General features: G+C 48.5%; 15 protein-coding genes. 12 read left to right on the top strand and 3 right to left on the bottom strand.

Going from position 1 to position 19,832, the window contains the following annotated elements; all coding sequences use genetic code 11:
* Positions 1–195: 195 nt before the first annotated feature.
* Positions 196–810, top strand: coding sequence for an L-threonylcarbamoyladenylate synthase (locus Q3C19_RS08560; protein WP_022164215.1), 615 nt, complete (start codon positions 196–198; stop codon positions 808–810).
* 116 nt (positions 811–926) lie between these two features.
* On the opposite strand, the gene nagB is transcribed toward Q3C19_RS08560, so the two are convergent.
* The 3 genes from nagB to Q3C19_RS08545 form a co-directional block, all read right to left on the bottom strand.
* Positions 927–1,739 carry a glucosamine-6-phosphate deaminase gene (gene nagB / locus Q3C19_RS08555; protein WP_022164216.1) on the bottom strand — a complete coding sequence of 271 codons (813 nt, stop codon included), beginning with the start codon at positions 1,737–1,739 and terminating at the stop codon, positions 927–929.
* A gap of 153 nt (positions 1,740–1,892) precedes the next feature.
* Entirely contained in the window at positions 1,893–3,092 is a 1,200-nt protein-coding gene (locus Q3C19_RS08550; protein ID WP_022164217.1) for an FprA family A-type flavoprotein, read from the bottom strand.
* Between the two features lie 59 nt (positions 3,093–3,151).
* Positions 3,152–4,072 (bottom strand): TIGR01212 family radical SAM protein, encoded by a 921-nt coding sequence (locus Q3C19_RS08545; protein WP_277122187.1) that lies wholly within the window; start codon positions 4,070–4,072, stop codon positions 3,152–3,154.
* 255 nt (positions 4,073–4,327) lie between these two features.
* On the opposite strand from Q3C19_RS08545, the gene Q3C19_RS08540 reads away from it, so the two are divergent.
* The 11 genes from Q3C19_RS08540 to Q3C19_RS08490 all read left to right on the top strand — a co-directional run bounded on the left by Q3C19_RS08540 (position 4,328) and on the right by Q3C19_RS08490 (position 19,804).
* The gene (locus Q3C19_RS08540; protein WP_302728608.1) at positions 4,328–5,257 is read left to right on the top strand and encodes a site-specific integrase; all 930 of its coding nucleotides are present in this window, start codon (positions 4,328–4,330) and stop codon (positions 5,255–5,257) included.
* A gap of 599 nt (positions 5,258–5,856) precedes the next feature.
* Positions 5,857–6,999, top strand: coding sequence for a DUF3575 domain-containing protein (locus Q3C19_RS08535; RefSeq protein WP_302728606.1), 1,143 nt, complete (start codon positions 5,857–5,859; stop codon positions 6,997–6,999).
* A gap of 77 nt (positions 7,000–7,076) precedes the next feature.
* Positions 7,077–8,096 carry a DUF5119 domain-containing protein gene (locus Q3C19_RS08530; RefSeq protein ID WP_302728604.1) on the top strand — a complete coding sequence of 340 codons (1,020 nt, stop codon included), beginning with the start codon at positions 7,077–7,079 and terminating at the stop codon, positions 8,094–8,096.
* Between the two features lie 127 nt (positions 8,097–8,223).
* Positions 8,224–9,240 (top strand): fimbrillin family protein, encoded by a 1,017-nt coding sequence (locus Q3C19_RS08525; RefSeq protein WP_302728602.1) that lies wholly within the window; start codon positions 8,224–8,226, stop codon positions 9,238–9,240.
* A 117-nt stretch (positions 9,241–9,357) separates the two neighbouring features.
* Complete coding sequence (locus tag Q3C19_RS08520; RefSeq protein WP_302728600.1) at positions 9,358–10,215, top strand: DUF4469 domain-containing protein; 858 nt, start codon at positions 9,358–9,360, stop codon at positions 10,213–10,215.
* Between the two features lie 175 nt (positions 10,216–10,390).
* On the top strand, positions 10,391–11,260 hold the full coding sequence (locus Q3C19_RS08515; protein ID WP_302728598.1) for a fimbrillin family protein: 870 nt from the start codon (positions 10,391–10,393) through the stop codon (positions 11,258–11,260).
* A gap of 30 nt (positions 11,261–11,290) precedes the next feature.
* Positions 11,291–12,313, top strand: coding sequence for a FimB/Mfa2 family fimbrial subunit (locus Q3C19_RS08510; protein ID WP_302728596.1), 1,023 nt, complete (start codon positions 11,291–11,293; stop codon positions 12,311–12,313).
* Between the two features lie 27 nt (positions 12,314–12,340).
* Positions 12,341–15,352: a hypothetical protein gene (locus Q3C19_RS08505; protein ID WP_302728594.1), complete on the top strand. Its 3,012-nt coding sequence runs from the start codon at positions 12,341–12,343 to the stop codon at positions 15,350–15,352.
* Between the two features lie 189 nt (positions 15,353–15,541).
* Complete coding sequence (locus Q3C19_RS08500; RefSeq protein ID WP_368045231.1) at positions 15,542–16,309, top strand: Rpn family recombination-promoting nuclease/putative transposase; 768 nt, start codon at positions 15,542–15,544, stop codon at positions 16,307–16,309.
* 181 nt (positions 16,310–16,490) lie between these two features.
* A complete protein-coding gene (locus Q3C19_RS08495) occupies positions 16,491–17,390 on the top strand; it encodes a PD-(D/E)XK nuclease family transposase (protein WP_302728592.1) in 900 nt (299 codons plus the stop codon).
* 200 nt (positions 17,391–17,590) lie between these two features.
* Positions 17,591–19,804, top strand: a complete 2,214-nt coding sequence (locus tag Q3C19_RS08490) for a S9 family peptidase (protein WP_071150379.1) — start codon at positions 17,591–17,593, stop codon at positions 19,802–19,804.
* Positions 19,805–19,832: the final 28 nt, after the last annotated feature.

The following is a 19,832-nucleotide window of genomic DNA, read 5'->3' as shown; positions in this document are numbered from 1 at the left end:
TCTTTCATCACCTTTTGATAAGATAGGAGGTGGCTCAGCAAAAAAAATTAAGCAAGCTTATTTTTTTGCATTCGACTTTCGCTATCTTTGGATAAGATAGGATGCGGTTCGGCAATCCCCAAAATAAGCAAGCTTGTTTTTGTATTGCGCTCACCTTTCACTATCTTTGCCCAAAGACTTAAAAAACATCTGTTTATGCTTCTGAAGCTTTATAACAAGAACAACAATCCTGCCGATCTGCAGCGCGTTGTCGACCTGCTGAACGACGGGGGACTCCTGATCTATCCGACCGACACCATGTATGCCATCGGCTGTCACGGACTGAAAGAACGCGCCATTGAGCGCATCTGCCGCCTGAAGGACATTGATCCGAAAAAGAACAACCTCTCCATCATCTGTTACGACCTGAGCAGCATCAGTGAATATGCCAAGGTGGATAATGCGACCTTCAAACTGATGAAACGTAATCTGCCGGGGCCGTTCACTTTCATCCTGAACGGGACGACACGTCTGCCCAAGATCTTCCGTAACCGGAAAGAAGTGGGTATCCGTATGCCTAACAATCCTATCATTCAGGAAATAGCCCGTCTGCTTGATGCACCCATCATGACTGCTACCCTGCCGTATGACGAGGATGAAGACATAGAATATGCTACCGATCCAGAACTGATCGATGAAAAATGGGGAGATATCGTCGATCTGGTGATTGACGGTGGTATCGGAGGAACCGAAGGTTCTACCGTAGTAGATTGTACGCAGGGAGAAGCCGAGATTGTCCGCCAGGGAGCGGGATGGCTGGAAGAGGGATAAAAAAATGAAGAACCGACTTTAATGAAGAATGAAGAATGTCGGCTTCGCCTCCGAATGAAGAATTTTATCCCGCAGGAAATTCTTCATTCTTCATTCCTCATTCTTCATTAAATATTTTACTTCAGCAGTGACTCGGGATCGAGATGATCGGCTTCGATATCCTTGAAGTAACGGTATGTACCAACTTTCAGTTCGTCGGTAGCGGCATCGTCGCAGATAATGATACCCTTTTCGTGCATTTGCAGCGCACTGATGGTCCACATCTGCATGACAGGACCTTCAACGGCATGATACAGGGCACGGGCCTTGTTGTGACCGTTAACGATAATCATTACTTCGCGGGCACTGAGCACGGTGCCGACACCTACAGTAAGAGCCGTCTTGGGCACTTTGTTCACATCATTGTCGAAGAAACGGGAGTTGGCAATGATGGTATCGGTAGTCAGTGTCTTCTGGCGTGTACGCGATGACAATGACGAACCCGGCTCGTTGAAAGCAATGTGTCCGTCGGGACCAATACCGCCCATAAAGAGGTCGATTCCTCCGTACGACTTGATCTTCTCTTCGTAACGGGCACACTCGGCGTCGAGGTCGGCAGCATTGCCATTCAGTATATTGGTATTTTCAGGTTTAATGTCAATGTGGCTGAAGAAATTGTTCCACATAAAAGAGTAATAACTTTCGGGATGCTCTTTCGGCAGGCCTACATACTCGTCCATGTTGAACGTAACAACATTCTGGAAAGAAACTAGTCCTTTCTTGTTCAAGTCAATCAGTTCCCGGTACATGCCCAGCGGTGACGAACCTGTAGGACAACCCAAAACAAAAGGTTTTTCCGGTGTGGGATTGGCAGCTTTGATTTTAGCGGCTACATAGTGAGCAGCCCACTTCGATACGGATTGATAATCCGGCTGAATGATTAGTCTCATGTCTGATTAATTTATAAGGTTAGTAATGATATCAAAAATTAATGGTTAATGATTAATGACTAATGGTTAATGAATGATGGTGGATGAAGAGGTGGAGTAAATTAAAGGGCCACTCTCATTGATCGTTTACCATTGATCATTAACCATTACCGATTATTTTCTGTCCTTCTTCAGGCGATCGGCCATGGCACGCGCCAGGTTCTCGCACTGTTCGTAAGTAATGTCTTTCATGGCCTGCTTCATCTCAACAGGGTCACCTACTATCTCCAGCTTGCTCTTCTCGGCAAATTCGGCCATACGTTTTACGGCAGCACCGGCCCAGGTAAACGAACCGAAATAGCCGAAATAACGGCCTTTCACCTCACGCAGCAATATTTTGGAAAGCAACGAATCGACTTCGGGATATATCTGGTTGCTGTACGTAGGACTGCCGACAATGAGACCACGGTATTTGAATATATCCATCAGAATGTACGAAGGATTGCTCTTGCTGACGTTGTGCATCACAATGTTCTTGATGCCCTGTGCGGACAGTTCGGCTGCAATGGCTTCGGCCATCTGTTCTGTATTTCCGTACATGCTGCCATAAGCGATGACAACACCTTCTTCAGCTTCGTAACGGCTGAGACGGTCGTAAACGCCTACCACACGGGCAATGTTTTCTGTCCATACCGGTCCGTGAGTGGAACAGATAGTGGTGATGGGCAGATGACCAAGCTTGGCCAGTGCTTTCTGCACAGGATTGCCGTACTTGCCCACAATGTTGGAATAATAGCGTACCATCTCGTCCCAATAGCGGTCCAGATTGATGCGTGTGTCCAGGAAACCGCCATCCAGCGTTCCGAAACAGCCGAAAGCATCGCCGGCAAACAGAATACCGTCAGTCTCGTCGAATGTCATCATCGTTTCGGGCCAATGCACCATTGGTGTCAGATAGAAACGCAATTTGTGATGTCCCAGGTCGAGGTATGACTCATCTTTCACCTCGTAACGGTCGCCCGTCACGCCGTAATAGCCTTCAATCATGCCGAACGTCTGCTTGTTGCCCACAATCACAATGTCGGGATAATGTTGCTTGATCAGGCGGATCGAACCGGAATGGTCAGGCTCCATGTGATTGATGATGAGGTATTGAATAGGACGGTCGCCTATGATACAACGGATCTTGCGCAGATAAGTCTCGAAGAAACAGGCATCTACCGTATCGACCAGTGCCACGATATCGTCGTCTATCAGATAAGAGTTATAAGAAACGCCGTAAGGCAGCGGCCACATACCTTCGAAAAGATGTTTGTTGCGGTCGTTCACTCCTACGTAATGAACTTTTCCTTTAATCAATGTTTTCTGATTCATAACATTATATAATTAGATGAATTCTACCTTCAAAATGCCACAAAAATACAAAAATTTTCTCATATATCATATTTCTTTCCCTGATAAGCCCCCAGCTGACGCATTCTTTTTTGCAGGCGGTGGTTGAACTCGTAGTTCTTCAGCCCCCAATCGGGGGCTACCAGCAGTTCCTTGGGCGACTGTGAAACAAAACGCTCCAGTACCAGGTCGGGACGCAAATGTTCTACATAATCGACAACCAGCTCCACATACTCGTCTACATCAAACAGATGAAAGTCTTCAGGCGCGTGTTCGTATTCGGCTGCCATACGGGTACCGCGTATCAACTGCAACTGATGCATCTTCAGCGTAGTGAGAGGCAAAGATGACACGGCTGCCGCCTGGGCTACAATGTCGGCATGCGTCTCGCCCGGCAAACCGAGGATGACGTGTCCTCCGGTCAGAATGCCACAGGCAGCCGTACGCTCCACCGCATTACGGGTCACTTCGAACGTATGTCCGCGGTTGATGCGACGCAGAGTGACGTCGGACGTCGACTCGATGCCATATTCAACAATCAGGAACACCTGACGGTTCAATTCTTCCAGATAATGCAACAGAGAATCGGGCATGCAGTCGGGACGGGTACCGATCACCAGCCCTACTACATCATCCACCGACAAGGCTTCCTCGTACTTACGCTTCAGTGAGTCCAGTTCGCCATACGTGTTGGTATATGCCTGAAAATAAGCCAGGTATTTCATTTCGGGATATTTATGCGCAAAAAACACCTTCCCTTCTTCCAATTGCCGGGTAACACTTTTCTCTGTCCGGCAATACTCAGGATTGAACGTCTGGTTGTTGCAGTAAGTGCAACCGCCATAGCCTACCGTTCCGTCACGGTTGGGACAAGTGAAGCCGGCATTCAGCGAAATTTTCTGTACCTTATAGGGAAAGTAACGCTTCAGAAACGTGGGAAAATCATTATAAAGGACTGACATATTCTCTGTATTATTCATTATCTGCGGACAAATGTAAGAAATACCCTGCAAACAGGCAACCTTTACAGCACCGTCCGACTTCTCCAGCTGATGCGAACTTGCAGATATCACAAAATCTTACGAATATTGCAAACCAGCCAATATCGTACCTCCACTTTAGGAGGAGTATAGAAATGAAAACAATACAATAACCCTACCGGCTCAACAGGCCGATTAAAACCTCAACTTTACATCATGCAGTCAAAAAAAAATTTTATGGATTACATGGCATCGATTATCACCGACCTTCACGACGCGGAACGTATGGGCACAGAACATGTATACCAAAGCACTCGCAACCGAATCAACGATTTCATCAACGGTTCGACACTCTCTTTCAACGACATCACCACACTGTGGCTTCAAGCGTTCCAAAATTACCTGCTGAAACGCCAACTCAGCTGGAACACCATATCAACTTACATGCGCATACTGCGCGCTGTCTACTACCGTGCTGTCGACGATGGACTAGCTCCGTTCCGCCCACGACTGTTCAAAGGTGTGTACACCGGCATACGGGGCACAACAAAGCGTGCTATCGGCGAACAAACACTCCGGCAATTGAAGCTCCCGACCGGCAAATCCGAACGACTGGAGAACGCACGACAACTCTTTATGCTACTCTTCATGCTGAGAGGGATTCCTTTTGTCGACATCGCCTACATGCGCCGCCGCGACCTGAACGGCAACATGTTGACCTATCGCCGCAGGAAGACGGGCGCCTGGCTCAGTGTACACATAGAGCCCCAAGCAATGCAGCTTATCGAACACCTCAAAAACAATAATCCTACCTCGCCTTACCTGTTCCCCATTATCAGTACAACGGGAGCCGAAGGCTACAAACAATACTGCAATGCCTTGAGATGCTTCAACTACCGGCTGAAGCAACTGGCCGACAATCTGCAAAGCAAAGACGTAAAACTAAGCAGCTACACAGCCCGCCATAGCTGGGCCACGCTAGCCAACTATCATAACTTCCAGCCGGAACTTATCTGCAATGCCATGGGACACTCATCGGTCAAAGTCACCGAAACCTACTTCAAACGACACACCGATGAACAAATACACGAAATGAACCACCGCATCCTTACCCAACTGTTAGACGATTCTGCTTTCCCACAGCCACCCCATAACCAAGCAGGGTAAAAGAAAAGCTACACCGACGAAGTATACAAACAACGAACGAATCACGAAGCTTAGTAGAATTAAATGATAGAACAAAAAGAAAAGTTTCCGTTACTTTGTAGTTAACGGAAATTATTCATTTGGATGCAAAGGACGTATTTTTTTACTTATTTACCAAATTCATTCAAGCATTTAACATTGTAAATAAAAAAAGTATCATCAGTTAACATATTTTCTAGCAATCTCTTCTATGCTCAAAAAGAGAGACTTCATGCTTTTAAGATTGCTCTTTACAGATTTCCTATTGATATAATTGGCTTTAGAATACATATTTATTTTGGCTGTATATGATGGAAAACTGCCGGATCTACATGTCTGTACATGAATAAGGGAGTTTAATGAACGATGCATATTCATTGCTGGGTTTCAGTCGATTAATCTCTTAGTACATCAAAAAAAGGAATTCCAATACGCTAAATTAGAAATGTAAAACATACTCCCGCTTCTTTTTAGTAAAAGTAGGATATATAATAAGGTACAACATTGAAGCTATACAGGTATAATTTCCGTTAACTACAAAGTAACGGAAAGGAAAAAAGCTTCAATGAAAATATATTTCTATGCATAAAGTATGGTATTTTGCTTTAATATGCCTGTTCCTACCGTTCAACATCATGGGACAGAAAAAACAGGCAGAAACGCCACGTTCAGCAGTTGAGCAGTCGGCCGATTCTATCATCCTATTCCGCTTTCTGCCGGGTCAGCCTACCTTCTATTCACCACATGGGGAAAACGACATCGCCATCGAGAAAGCCGCCTGCCTCATCGACCAGCATCGCGACGTCATCGTCCGCGGCGATGCCCGCATCGTGATTCACGGATTTTGTGGCTATTATCCCACCCGAGCACAAAACCTGGCATGCGCCAAGGAACGGAGCAATCAGGTGAAATCGTGGTTCATCACCCACCACGGCATGAAAGAGGAATACTACCATACAAGCAACTTCAGCCAAAGCTACCAAGGCATCAACGATGTCGTGGCGTTGATTGGGCTGGAATACAAAACGGGCTATCTGGCTCACCCCGAACCGCAAGCGGCTCCTCCTGCGGAGCCTGCACCCGAAGACAGTGTTGCCGTCATCCCTGTTGCGGAAACAGCCGATACCGACATCGTGGACGAACCAACCGAACAACCTGAACCTAGCACCATTATACCTACCCAGCCCACGAAACGCGAATTCACACCAACCTCGTGGTACGTCAAGTCGAATCTGCTGTACGATGCCGTGTTGATGCCCTCGCTCGAAGTGGAATACCGCTTCAACCAGCGATGGTCGGCCGCCGTCGAAGGCAACATGGCCTGGTGGCACAACAACGGCAAGCACCGCTACTACCAGCTGGCCACCATCGTGCCCGAAGTGCGCTACTGGTTCCGTCCGCAAGGCGAGCGTCGCGGACACTACCTGGGACTATTCGGAGGAGGAGGCTGGTACGACTTGGAGAATAAAAACAAAGGCTACCAGGGCGAAGGCGGCATGGTGGGCATCAGCTACGGCTACCAGTTCCCCGTAGGCAAGCACTTTGCCTTCGAAGCCGGCATCGGTGTAGGCTTCCTCACCACCAAGTACGACGAATACCTCCCTATCGACGGACACTACGTCTACCAGCAGACCAGCCGAACCAACTACGTCGGCCCGCTGAAACTGAAATTTGCATTCGTGTGGAACATTGGCCGCAGCGCGGAGAAAGGAGGAAGAAAATGAAGACTATTATAATGAGAAATGAAGAACGAAGACTATTCCTCTACAAAAAGAGTTCAAAGCGGTTTTGTGCGAAGCAAATGAAGAATTTGTTCTGCCACCTGTTGCTGTCCGCGCTGGTGGTGTCCTCCTTGAGCGGATGCCGCAAAGACCTTTGCTTCAACCACGACGAACACTCACTCAGTGTGAAAATCGACGTTGCCGCCGACTGGGAGCTGGAATGGGAACGCACTTACGACTTCGACTGGCAAGAACTGTGGGACGAAGAATGGGGACACGCATACGACGACCTGCGACCCGAAGCAGCCAAAGGTATCCGTGCCGTAATCTACCACGCCAATGGCAGCTTCAGCGAAAGCAACCTGCCACAGGCAGGCGGACGGCTGCCCATGCCCGAAGGAACGCACGACGTGCTGCTCTACAACAACGATACCGAATACATCGTCTTCGACCGCCTGAGCACGGCAGCCACCGCAACAGCCACTACACGGGGTGTGACGCGAAGCAGCCTCGGAGAACTGCATGCCGGCGAACGAACCGTGAACCAGCCCGACCAATTGTACGGATGCTACGACGAAGAATACACCGCCCAGCGCACCCTGCAACCCGTGCCCTACCCCGTAGTGATGCACCCGCTGACCTATACATATTATATAAGGTATAAGTTCGACAAAGGATTGCAGTATGTAGCACTGGCACGCGGCGCACTGGCCGGTATGGCCGAAAGCGTCTACCTGAGCGACGGACACACGGGCGACCAGGCAGCGACCGTCCTCTTCGACTGCGTGCTGACCGACTGGGGCGTAGAAACACAGATGCAAAGCTTCGGCGTGCCCAACTACCCGGGCGACCACTATACCCGCGCCGACGGCTCCTCGGCCCACTACCTGCTCAATCTGGAAGTACGCCTGCAAAACGGCAAAATACTGAGCTACGAGTTCGACGTCACCGACCAGGTGAACGGACAGCCGCGCGGCGGAGTAATCAGCGTGGACGGCATCGTGGTGTCCGATGAAGACGGCACCGAAGGTTCCGGAGGCTTCGACGTAGACGTAGACGGATGGGGCGACCAGATAGACATACCGCTGCCGATAGGGTAAGGCCTCACCCCCGACCCCTCTCCCAAGGAGAGGGGAGAAGTGTGCGAAGAGGAGGAAGGTGAAGAATAGGGAGACATTGCGAAATGATTGTGTTATAAAATAATTGTTTAACTAAATTCTTTAAAGTATGAAGAAAAGTCTATTTCTGCTTGGAGTGGCTGTAGCAGCCCTGACAAGCTGTACGAACAACGAAGTAATGGAGGTGGCCGAGAACCGCGCCATCGGGTTCAGCTCGTTTGTAGGCAATACAACGAAAGCTGTGACAGAATTGAACAAAGATAACCTGAATAAATTCTTTGTCTTTGGAAACTATGGAACAGGTACATGGACACCTGTGTACACCAATGTAGCTGTTAATGGTGGAAATGTAGGTGATAATAGTGAATGGACCCCAGAATTAACTGCTTATTGGCAAACCAGCCAAGCATATCGATTTGCAGCTTATTCCGATGGTGGAAACAAATTTGCGAATGCCTCTTTCACTCCGGCAGCACAAGCGCTGACACTTACAGGTTATACAGTTGGTAGCAACGATTTGATAGCAGCCATTCCTACTGAAATAACAAGTAACGCCGATGCTACTAAAAATGAAGATGTAAACCTTTCGTTTTATCACATGTTGTCGCGAGTGAAATTTACTTTCACTAATACAGATTCTTATGATTATACGATGGCTATCTCTAATATAAAAGTCAACGCCATCAAGACAGCTACGGGTAAATATACATATAATGTTGGCGGAAATACAATTGACTGGACAGAGAGCACTTCTACTGGCGATTATGATTTTGGAACATTGTCTGATATTGCACAGGCCGTAAATCCAGACGGTAGTACACACAGCGTTGAATTGTTTGTTATTCCACAAAGTAACGCCGCACTGGAAGTTACTTTTGATGCTGCATTCTCTGATGCTGCAGGAGAAATAGCAAAAGGTACATTTAAAGGATCGCTAAGTTACACCGGAACAGGATCATCAGCTACTACTGCATGGGCTCCCGGTTATATGTACAACTATACTGTTGAAATCAACGGTAGCACTATTGATCCTACTTTGAATCAGAAAGTTATCAAGTTCAATGTAGATGCAGTTGAAGGCTGGGAAGATGATGGTAACCAAGATGTCACTCCATCAAAGCAATAATCAACCCTAATCAATTCCATAGCCCGGCCGTGCCTGACCGCCCGACCGGGCACTAAGGGGCACCGAGCCCCAAGCAAACAGCATTAGAAACTTATTAAAAGAAAGGAGAACCGAACCATGGCACAAAACCCGTTTACCCTCGACCTCAACCTGAAGGCCTATCCCAACACGCTGACGCCCGACGTGGCCGACGACTACACCGTCCGCGTGGACACACAAAGCACACCCCTGACACTGGACGACATAGCCCGCGTCACCGCCGAACGCCTGGGCGAAGAAACCGTCAAGATACGCGCCGCCCTGCAAGTGGGCATGGAAGTGATGGCACAGGCCGTAGCCAGCGGTTTCTGCGTCTCCACCCCCTTATGCTACGCACAGCCCATGGCCAGCGGCGTAGTGATGGAGCACGAACTGTCGCAACCCGTCGACCGCGAAAAAATCCGCGTCTACGCCTCCTTCCGTCAGGGTAGTGCCATGACCGAAGCCATCGGCCAAGCCAAGCTGCAACTGTTCCTGCAGCCCGCTGCCACAGGTCCCTACATCGCCGGCATGACCAGCGCCTTCTTCAACGAACAGTCCGCAGCGGGCGGCGCCGTCACCCGCGTGCCCCTGCCCATGGAAGCCGGAGGCATGGCCGTCATCACCGGAAACGGGCTGAAAGTAATAGGTACCGACCCCTCGGTGGGCGTCACCCTGACCTCCGTGACGGAGCCATCGACCAAGTTCTTCATCCCCGCCGCCAAAATCTCGCCCAACACGCCCAAGAAGCTCCAGTTCGTGCTGCCCGCCGGCGTCACCGAAGGCGAATGGACAGTGAGCGTCACCACCCAATACGCAGGTAGCTACCAGACGAAGGAGCCACGCACCTTCACCCTGCCCCGCCCCATCACCATCGGCGAAGTGCCCGAAGGTGGAGGCGGCAGCCAAGGCGGACAAGGAGGCGGCGGTGACGACGGCGAAGACCCGCTGGGCTGACCCCGCACCCCTTCACACCCGTTGGAGCGAACGCTCGAAAGCTCTTCGAGCGATCGGTCGACACCCTTTCGAACGACCGTTCGAAACCCCATCGAGCGCCCGTTCCAACGACGTTGAAATGACCATTCCAACGACTATGAAATAAAAAATCGTACAAACTCCGTAACCAAAGACAATGAAACAAACATATATCCTCACCTCATTACTCTGCCTGACCGTCCTGCTGATGCCAGGCTGCACCTCGCCCATCGGCAGCGGCGACGATCCCTCCCCTTCCACCCTTGCCATCAACTTCGGCACGCCACAGGCCGATACGCGCGCGGCAGTAAATTCGTCTGCCGACATGGGCAACTTCAGCGTATGGGGCGGATATGACGGCAACAACGTGTTCAACCAAGTAACTGTCCACTCCCCCGGCTGGACATACGATGGCGGCACACGATACTGGATTCCGGGGAAGACGTATAACTTCTACGCGGTGCATCCGGCAGGTGTCGGCAGCTGTGACAGTGACGGCACCATCACGATAGAAGACTTCGACTGCTCGAAGACGGGCAATGAGGCGGTGGACTTGATGACGGCGAGGGCGACGGGATTGGAAGGAAGCGAAGCACCGATGGTGGGGCTGAAGTTCGGGCATGAGTTGGCGCAGGTGAAAGTAAGCGTCGAAAGCAACGGCGCAACCGTAGACAACCTGAAAGTCTACGGCGTAAGCTACAAAGGCAAATTCAACTCCGGCAGCACGCCTAAATGGACTGTTACCGAAAAGGCAGAAGAGAATATCACTCCGCTTTCAGGAACCACAGCGCTCGACATGCTCCTGCTTCCTGCAACCGATTTGACTGATGCCAAGCTGAAAATAACTTACCACTACGGAAGCGATACATCCGCTACCCGCACCAACGAGGCATCACTCGCCATTGCCGAAGGTTGGGCGGCAGGTCAACAATACCACTACAAGGTTTCCATTGTTGCCGGCAAACTAACGATTACCGTAACGGTAGCAGACTGGAAAGAAGAAGACACCTCCGTGTCGTGGCAATAACATAAGAAAACAAGGAAAAGAAACAACCATATGAGACACTTATCTTATCAGTACATCATGGCCCTGCTGGCCGCCTGCCTGCTATCGGCAACCTTCATCGGCTGTACCAACGAGGCCAACGAGCCGATAGCTGACGGACGTACGGCCACCATCCGGCTGAACATCCCTATGCTCGAAGCGGGCACACGCACCACACCGCCCACCAAAGACCAGGAATCAAAAATCAACCACTTGCGCGTCATCATCCTGTCGCAGGGGGCAACCAGCATCAACCAAACATTTACCGCTGATGACCTTACGGGCGGCAGCATCACGATAGACAACGTGCCCGTAGGACCGGTACAGATGTATGTCATCGCCAACGAAGCGAGCTTGGGCAAGGACTACAGCGACCTGGCCAAGCTGCAAGAGGATATCACAAATGTAGACGGTACACGTAAGGTCTTGATAAAAGATGAATCGCGCACCTACTTCCCCAAGCGTGGATCAGAAAAGGAATTTCCGTCAACAGGTCTACCCATGGAGTGGATGGGCGAGCTGACTATCGCTCCACCTACGGATACAGCGCAGACAATCGAAATAGAACTGGTGCGTGCGGTGGCAAAGCTGAATATCCTAATGAGCAATGCCCTGACCACGCCAATCGAAATTAGCGAAATGACGTTTGGCAAATTTTTCGGTGACCGTCTTTACCTATTCGGCACACAAAAGCTTGATGTACCTACTGACACGAGCTACGAAACTTACAGCTACTCAAGTATAAGTATCCCCATCAATGGTGGCGAAACTGTGCAACTGGCACTTTATATTTATCCGTCATTTGCATGGACAGAGGGTACGCAGATTTCGCCCTACAACATCGGGTTTAAAACAAAAACAGGTAAGGAATATAAACCCCAATCTTTTGTAAACGACTATGGTGCCCTCAACTCCATAGCCCGCAACACGCAGATCAACATACATGCCACGCTCAGCACGTCGGCCAATGTGGAGATAAGCTTCGAGGTAGTACCTTGGGTGGGGAAGAGCGTGGAGGTTCCACCGTTTAATTAATAAATGTACAGTGATTAATATAAAGATATGAAAGCAAGCAAATATTTACAAATGATAAGCCTAATGCTGGCACTGGTGGCGGTGTCGTGCGTCGACGATACATTTGTCGACAACCGTAACCGCATCGTAGAAGGGCTTCCAGCCAGCGTGCAGATCGGGTTCCAGGCCGAGGAAAGCCCGATAATCACCCGTTCCGAGCAGAATGCCGAATACGAAAACCGGGTGGATAATATATATGTATTAGTATTCGACGGGGCGGGCGACCGACATTTTGGCAAATTCTGTACCGATGGCGACGGACTGAGCTATGTTGACGGTACTACCGGGCACAATTCAGGAACCGTCTTTTTCACAACTACCTCGCTGAATGATGCACGCATCGTGGGCATTGCCAACCTGACGACTACGACTACTTCGACATCATACAGCATCACGAAAGAAACACTCGATGGCATCCAGAACTTGAACGAGCTGAAGGCACTTGTCATGAAAATGAAGAGCAAGTCGGTTTACCGCGGCGCCCTGTTCATGATGACCGGCTATGCCAAGGATAAGAACAACCCCGACAGCGAAGTGGTGACCATCCCCGGAGGTGAAGGCAGCACGCAAACCTTGAATGCTACCCTCAAGCTGGAGCGTACCGATGCCAAAGTGAAATTTGTGGTCAAAACCCATCCCAATCCTCCCACCGGAAAAGAGTGGACAGAGTTCTCCTTCCTGCCAAAAACATGGAAGGTGAAGCGGGTGCCCATGCAGTCGTATGTATTGAAGGCTGAAACCGGCGACTATGACGACGCTACGTATGCCACCTATTTCAATACCCCAGCCATACCGTTCGAGGAAATCACCCGCAACGCGACCGATGCCAATCTATACGACGGCGGTAGCTTTGTGTTCTATATGCCCGAGAACAAAAAAACGCCGCAGAAAGAAATAGCCTCCACCGGCGACGCTAACGCCGATTATGCCGGACGTGAAGCCTGGGACGGTGAAGACGAGGAAGGCGACAAGAAGTTTACGAATGCCAATGCCAACTCCACTTACGTAGAAATGACCGGAACACTTTCCTACAAGGACAACGACGGACAGCAGGTGAGTGCTGATGTGCGCTTCACAGTGCACCTGGGCTATGCTTCGGGCAGTGCCAACGACTACGACACCGAACGTAACGGATACTATACCTACACAGTAACGGTAAGGGGAATAGATGATATTATTTGGGAGGTGGAAAAACACAACGACCGCCGCCCCGGCTACGAGGGAGACGTGGTATATAGCAGCGACCAGATATTTGAGTTCGACTCGCACTACGACCGCTGCCTCATCAAGCTGCACAAATCGGATATTAAGGACGGTATGAAATGGAGTGTCAACACCCCCTTCAGTCGTGGCATACACGAAATGAAAGATGAAATTCCACAGGAAATGCGCGACTATCGTTGGATTAAGTTTGCCGTAAATAGAGAATACGGAGAGGAGGATCCGAACAAATACGTGAAGTATCCGGGCGACCAAAACTATAATGACCCGTACCCGATGCCTGACGCAGCCAATGATCAGCCATCTCCTTATTATCAAGCCTTAGGTTATGGAAGTGCCCGCTTGCGCGACATTGACCAGCTGATAAAATACCTGCAAGAGGAAGCAGCCAAAACGTCCTCTACCATCTTTGACGACCAGGGCTATGTGGCCATCACTGTCTTTGTAGACGAGAACCTCTATTTCAACCACCCGCTAACGAATGATTCGGGCGATAATAAGCGCTCGTTGTGGAAACTGACAGCCGACAAGGAAGACCGGCAGATGCACATCATAGCAGGCGGATCGGAGTATAGCGATGACGGCAATTCGAGCATCGTACACTCCAAGTTCTCTTTCAAGCAGCGCACCATCCGTACCATATACAATGTAGACAAGGAAGACCTGACCACGGCCTGGGGGCTGGAGTCCAGAATGGAGACGGGACGCTTGATAACCGGCGATGTATCGCAAGGCACAGACACCCGCAACGGACGTGCCAATTGCCTGAAATGGCTGGTAGGGAAAAAATGGACTGACATCATAGAAACATCGGTAAACCAGATTTCGGACAATGCTTTAAAAGAAAATTGGAGAAATGCGGCATATGCTTGTATGCTAAGAAACCGCGACTTGAACGGAAACGACATCATAGAAGCCAACGAAGTTCGTTGGTATCTGGCCAGTATCGACCAGCTGACCGACATCTATCTGGGTGAATTTGCGCTAGACGAACAGTCGCGCCTGTATCCCAGCAATGCGACAGACAGGGAAAATATGGTGCGTTGGCACTATACGTCCAGTTCGTATAACTCAGCTGATAGAAATGCCTGGGTACTTTGGGCTGAGGAAGGCGCTTCACGTGGCTCTTACAGTGATAGTTACAGTGCTATGAAAGGTAGGTATTCTTATCGTTGTGCCCGTAACTTGGGACTCTCGCTCGATACCCCGGATGAAATACCTACCGACTTGGTTTCTGTAACGAAAGAATCCGATGGCAGTTATCTGATTGATGTAACTAATATGAACGTAAAAGCGCGTCGCACCAATTATGAGGTATCCCCTTTGCCCCTGCATGACGAACGTGATCCTGATAATAGGCCGTATGTCAAGTTTAGGGTACACAAAGATGCTTTTGGTGGAGATGGTAAGACTCCATACGTTGATGATTGGAATACTTGGCCTCGTGAAGATGAGTGGAATGATTATCCCTGGAAGCACTATCAGACCTATAACGGATATCCAGCCGGATACCGTATTCCCAACCAGCGAGAACTGCTCATCATGACCACTCGAATGCCTACAGATGCATGGCCAACTTTTCATGATGAAGGCTTCCTAGATCAATCTGAAATAAGGCCTAATTATATTTGTCAAACAGCATTCTCATTAAAGGGAATTTCTCCTTACAACGACTTGCGAGAAGGCTTCCTTTGGAATTCAAAGGATGGTGTTTTCTTCTTGCAAAACAATACTAATGATGAAGGTTATGTCCGTCCCGTGCAGGATGTACGTGAATAATATAATATCCCCGCCGTGAGGCGGATCCTTTCCTTATATCGCTTAGCGAAGCGAGCGGGAAAAATGCTTATTTATCGAAATAAGCAATTGTTTGTTTTGTTTAGCAAGCCATACGGTCACAAGCCGTGTGGCTTGCTTTTTACGTTGATTTTCACTACATTCGCAACCGAAACCATAAAAACATGCCGCATGAGATACCTGGACCCTAAAGCAGACTGGCCTTTCATAGAAACATTTGGAAAACATCCTGACCTCACCATCTGTTTTCTGAATGCACTTCTGCCATTAGCGGAGAACGAATACATTACAGAAATAGAATATCTGCCGGTTCATCTCATGCCCCAAACGCCACTCAAAGATCACAGCATCGTAGATGTGCGCTGTCGTGACGAACGCGGACGCATATTCATCGTCGAAATGCAGATGTTGTGGTCGCCCGCCTTCATGCACCGGGTGCTGTTCAACGTTTCCAAAGCATACGTCCGTCAATTGGGCAGCAACGAAAAGTACGAACTGCTGCAACCCGTCTATTCGCTCAACCTCGTGAACGACGTGTTTATGCCCGACGTGGAAGGCTACTATCACGACTATCGCATCGTGCATATCGAACATTCCGACAAAATCATCGAAGGCCTACGCTTCATCTTTGTGGAACTGCCAAAATTCAAGCCGCAAACCTTCAGTGAGAAGAAAATGCATGTGCTCTGGCTGCGTTACCTCACCGAAATCAACGAAAAGACACGCGTCATCCCTCCAGAACTAATGGAAAGCCCAGAAATCAGAAAAGCAGTGGAACAAATTGAAGAGTCAGCTTTCAGCGACGCGCAGTTGGAAGGATATGACAAGTTCTGGGACGGCGTAAGAGTGGAAAAGACGCTGATAAGCGATGCATTGAAAAAAGGGCTTGCTGAAGGAAGAGCTGAAGGAAGAGCTGAAGCAACGGGAAATAGCTCGTAACTTGAAAGCGCTGGGACTGGACGTAGCATCCATCTGCCAAGTAACGGGACTCACACCCGAAGAAACGGAAAATCTATAATCTAAAAGCAAGCCATGCGGACACAGGCCGTATAGTTTACTTTTTACGCTGATTTTCATTTTATTCGCAACCGGATCCAACCTATTAAAAAAACGACCTCATATGGCACAAAGCAAATATATCCGTTTTGACTGGGCTATGAAACGCCTGTTACGCAATAAAGTGAACTTCGGAGTACTGGAAGGGCTGCTCACCACACTGTTGGGTGAACGTATCACCATACAGAAGCTGATGGAAAATTCTATAGAGGATTCTCAGGATAAATTCAGTTTCGCCAATATGATTGTAACTAACGAAAAGCAGGAAACTTTTTGGATTGAAATACAAAACCATAATGAATACGCGTATTTTGAAAGGACTATTTTCGATATTTCCCAATGTTTATATAATTACATCACATCAAAAAGCAACTGTTACAAAGTGCGCAAAGTATACAGTGTAAACATTGTATATTTCACATTAGGCCACGGAACAGATATAGTATATCACGGAAAAACTGAATTCAGAGGGATACATAATGGTGAATTACTGGAACTAAGTCCGTTCCAGAAACAGACTTTCAAAGTGAACGAAGTCAGTCAGCTGTATCCAGAATACTATATTTTAAAAGTTAATGACTTCAACCGTGTAGCCAAAACGCCATTAGAAGAATGGATTTACTATCTGAATACAGGAGATGTGCCTGAAGGTGCCTCTGCACCCGGATTGGAAGAAGTCAAAGAAAGATTGAAACTGGATCGTATGACCAAAACAGAACTGGATGCTTATTATCGCCATCTGGACAACATTGTCATTTTACGAGATAATATTTTTACAGAAAGAGAAGAGGGAAGAGCTGAGGGAAGAGCTGAGGGACGAGCTGAAGGAAGGGCTGAAGGAAGGGTTGAAGGTGAAAGAATAAAACAACTGGAAATAGCACGTAACCTGAAAAAACTGGGATTAAACACAGAAGCTATTTGTCAAGCCACAGGTTTATCTCTCCAGGAAGTAGAAGGTTTGTAGTTATTCCACAAATTTTGATATAGACTCAAATTAAAAGAAAAAAATATCATCATTAATAGAATTTACGTATTCCATCCCATAAATATTCAACAGGAGAAAACACTTCAAAAGAGCATCTTTGCCAAAAAGGAGCTTTGCGGCTTGCTTTTCGGCCAAGAATGTGTACCTTTGCCCTTGTCAACCCTAAAGGAAAAACTATCATGAGACAAATAAGCATCGTATTTCTTCTCTGCCTGCTCACACTGACAGGCTTTGCCCAAAACGGCCAAACAAATATCGAACTAAAAGATATCGTGTCCGGACAATATCGCGCCGAAAATATTTATGGCGTTATCCCCATCCCGGGTGATGGCGAACACTATTCGCAGATGAATGCTGATCGGACACAAATCATCAAATACTCCTTTAAAACCGGCAAACAGGTAGAAGTACTATTTGACGCAACAACTGCACGTGAGTGTCCGTTCAAGACATTCGACAGTTACAGCTTCTCGCCAGACGGAAGTATGCTGCTCATTGCTACAGAAACGACTCCCATATATCGCCGTTCGTACACAGCCGTACACTATCTGTACAGTCTGAAACGCAACATCGACGGTAAAATCAACAACGTTGTAGAACGCCTTTCGGACGGAGGACCGCAACAGGTACCCGTATTCTCGCCGGACGGAAGTATGGTAGCCTTTGTGCGCGACAACAACATCTTCCTCGTAAAACGTTACTTCGGCAACAGCGAAAGCCAGGTGACAAAGGACGGCAAACGCAACGAAATACTGAACGGTATCCCCGACTGGGTTTATGAAGAGGAGTTTGCCTTCAACTGTGCATTGGAGTTCAGTGCCGACAGCAAAATGCTGGCTTTTATCCGCTTCGACGAAAGCCAGGTACCCTCCTACTCGTTCCCCCTCTTTGCCGGACAGGCTCCGCACATCAGTGCTTTCGAGAAATATCCGGGTGAATACACCTACAAATATCCCAAGACAGGCGAAGCTAACTCGAAAGTAAGCGTACACACTTTCGACATCAAGACGAAAGTAACCCGTAAGATGCAGGTTCCATTGGACGAAGATGGATACATTCCCCGCATCCGCTTCACACAAGACCCGAACAAACTGGCCATCATGACACTGAACCGTCACCAGAACCGTCTTGACCTGTACTTCGGCGATCCGCGCAGTACGGTCTGTAAACTGGCTTTGCGTGACGAAAGTGATACCTATATCAACGAAAGCGTATTCGACAATATTGTTTTCTACCCCGAACACTTCAGCTTTGTCAGCGAACGCAGCGGTTTCAACCACCTCTATTGGTACAGTATGGGAGGTAATCTGGTAAAACAGGTGACCGACGGACAATATGAAGTAAAAGAATTCTTAGGTTATGCACCCGAAGAGGGAGCCTTCTATTTCACAAGCAATGAAGAAAGTCCGATGCGTACAGCAGTCTACAAAATAGACCGTAAGGGCAAGAAAATCAAGCTGTCTACTAAAGAAGGAACCAATAGTGCACAATTCAGTACGGACATGAAATACTTCATGAACCGCTATTCGAATGCCAATACTCCTACCGTAATCACTTTGAACGACAATACAGGAAAAGTACTGACCACCCTGGTAGACAATGCTTCGCTGAAGAAGAAACTGGCAGCCTGCCAGATGCCACAAAAGGAATTCTTCACTTTCCAGACTTCGGAAGGAGTGAAACTGAATGGCTGGATGCTGAAACCCGCCAATTTCTCAGCTTCCACAAAGTATCCTGTCATTCAATACCAATACAGCGGCCCTGGATCGCAAGAGGTGAAGGATGCCTTCAACATCAGTTGGGAGAATTATATGGCTTCGCAAGGATACATCGTAGTTTGTGTAGACGGACGTGGCACAGGTGGACGCGGTGCTGAATTTGCCAAATGTACTTACCTGAACTTAGGTGTAAAGGAAGCTCGCGACCAAGTGGAAACAGCCCTCTATCTGGGTACGCTGCCGTATGTAGACAAGAATCGTATCGGCATCTGGGGATGGAGCTTCGGAGGCTACATGACACTGATGAGCATGAGCGAAGGCAGACCGGTGTTCAAAGCGGGTGTAGCTGTAGCGGCTGTCACCGACTGGAACTATTATGATACCATCTACGGTGAACGTTTCATGCGTACTCCCAAAGAAAACGGAGAAGGTTACAAAGCCTCTTCGGCCATTACACGTGCCGACAAACTGAGCGGAAACCTGTTACTGGTACATGGTATGGCCGATGACAACGTACACTACCAGAACTGTGCTGAATATGCCGAACAGCTGGTTCAGCTGGGCAAGCAGTTTGATATGCAAATCTACACCAACCGGAACCACAGTATTTTCGGCGGTAATACACGTCTGCACCTGTACACCAAACTGACTAATTTCTTCAAAAATAACCTTTAAGATTAATGGAGAATGAATCATTCTCCAT

The sequence above is a fragment of the Bacteroides sp. ET489 genome (genome assembly GCF_030518095.1).
In the GTDB taxonomy this organism is placed as follows: domain Bacteria; phylum Bacteroidota; class Bacteroidia; order Bacteroidales; family Bacteroidaceae; genus Bacteroides; species Bacteroides ndongoniae.
The sequence above is the reverse complement of the archived record's forward strand: the minus strand, read 5'-3'. Positions and strand labels throughout refer to the sequence as shown.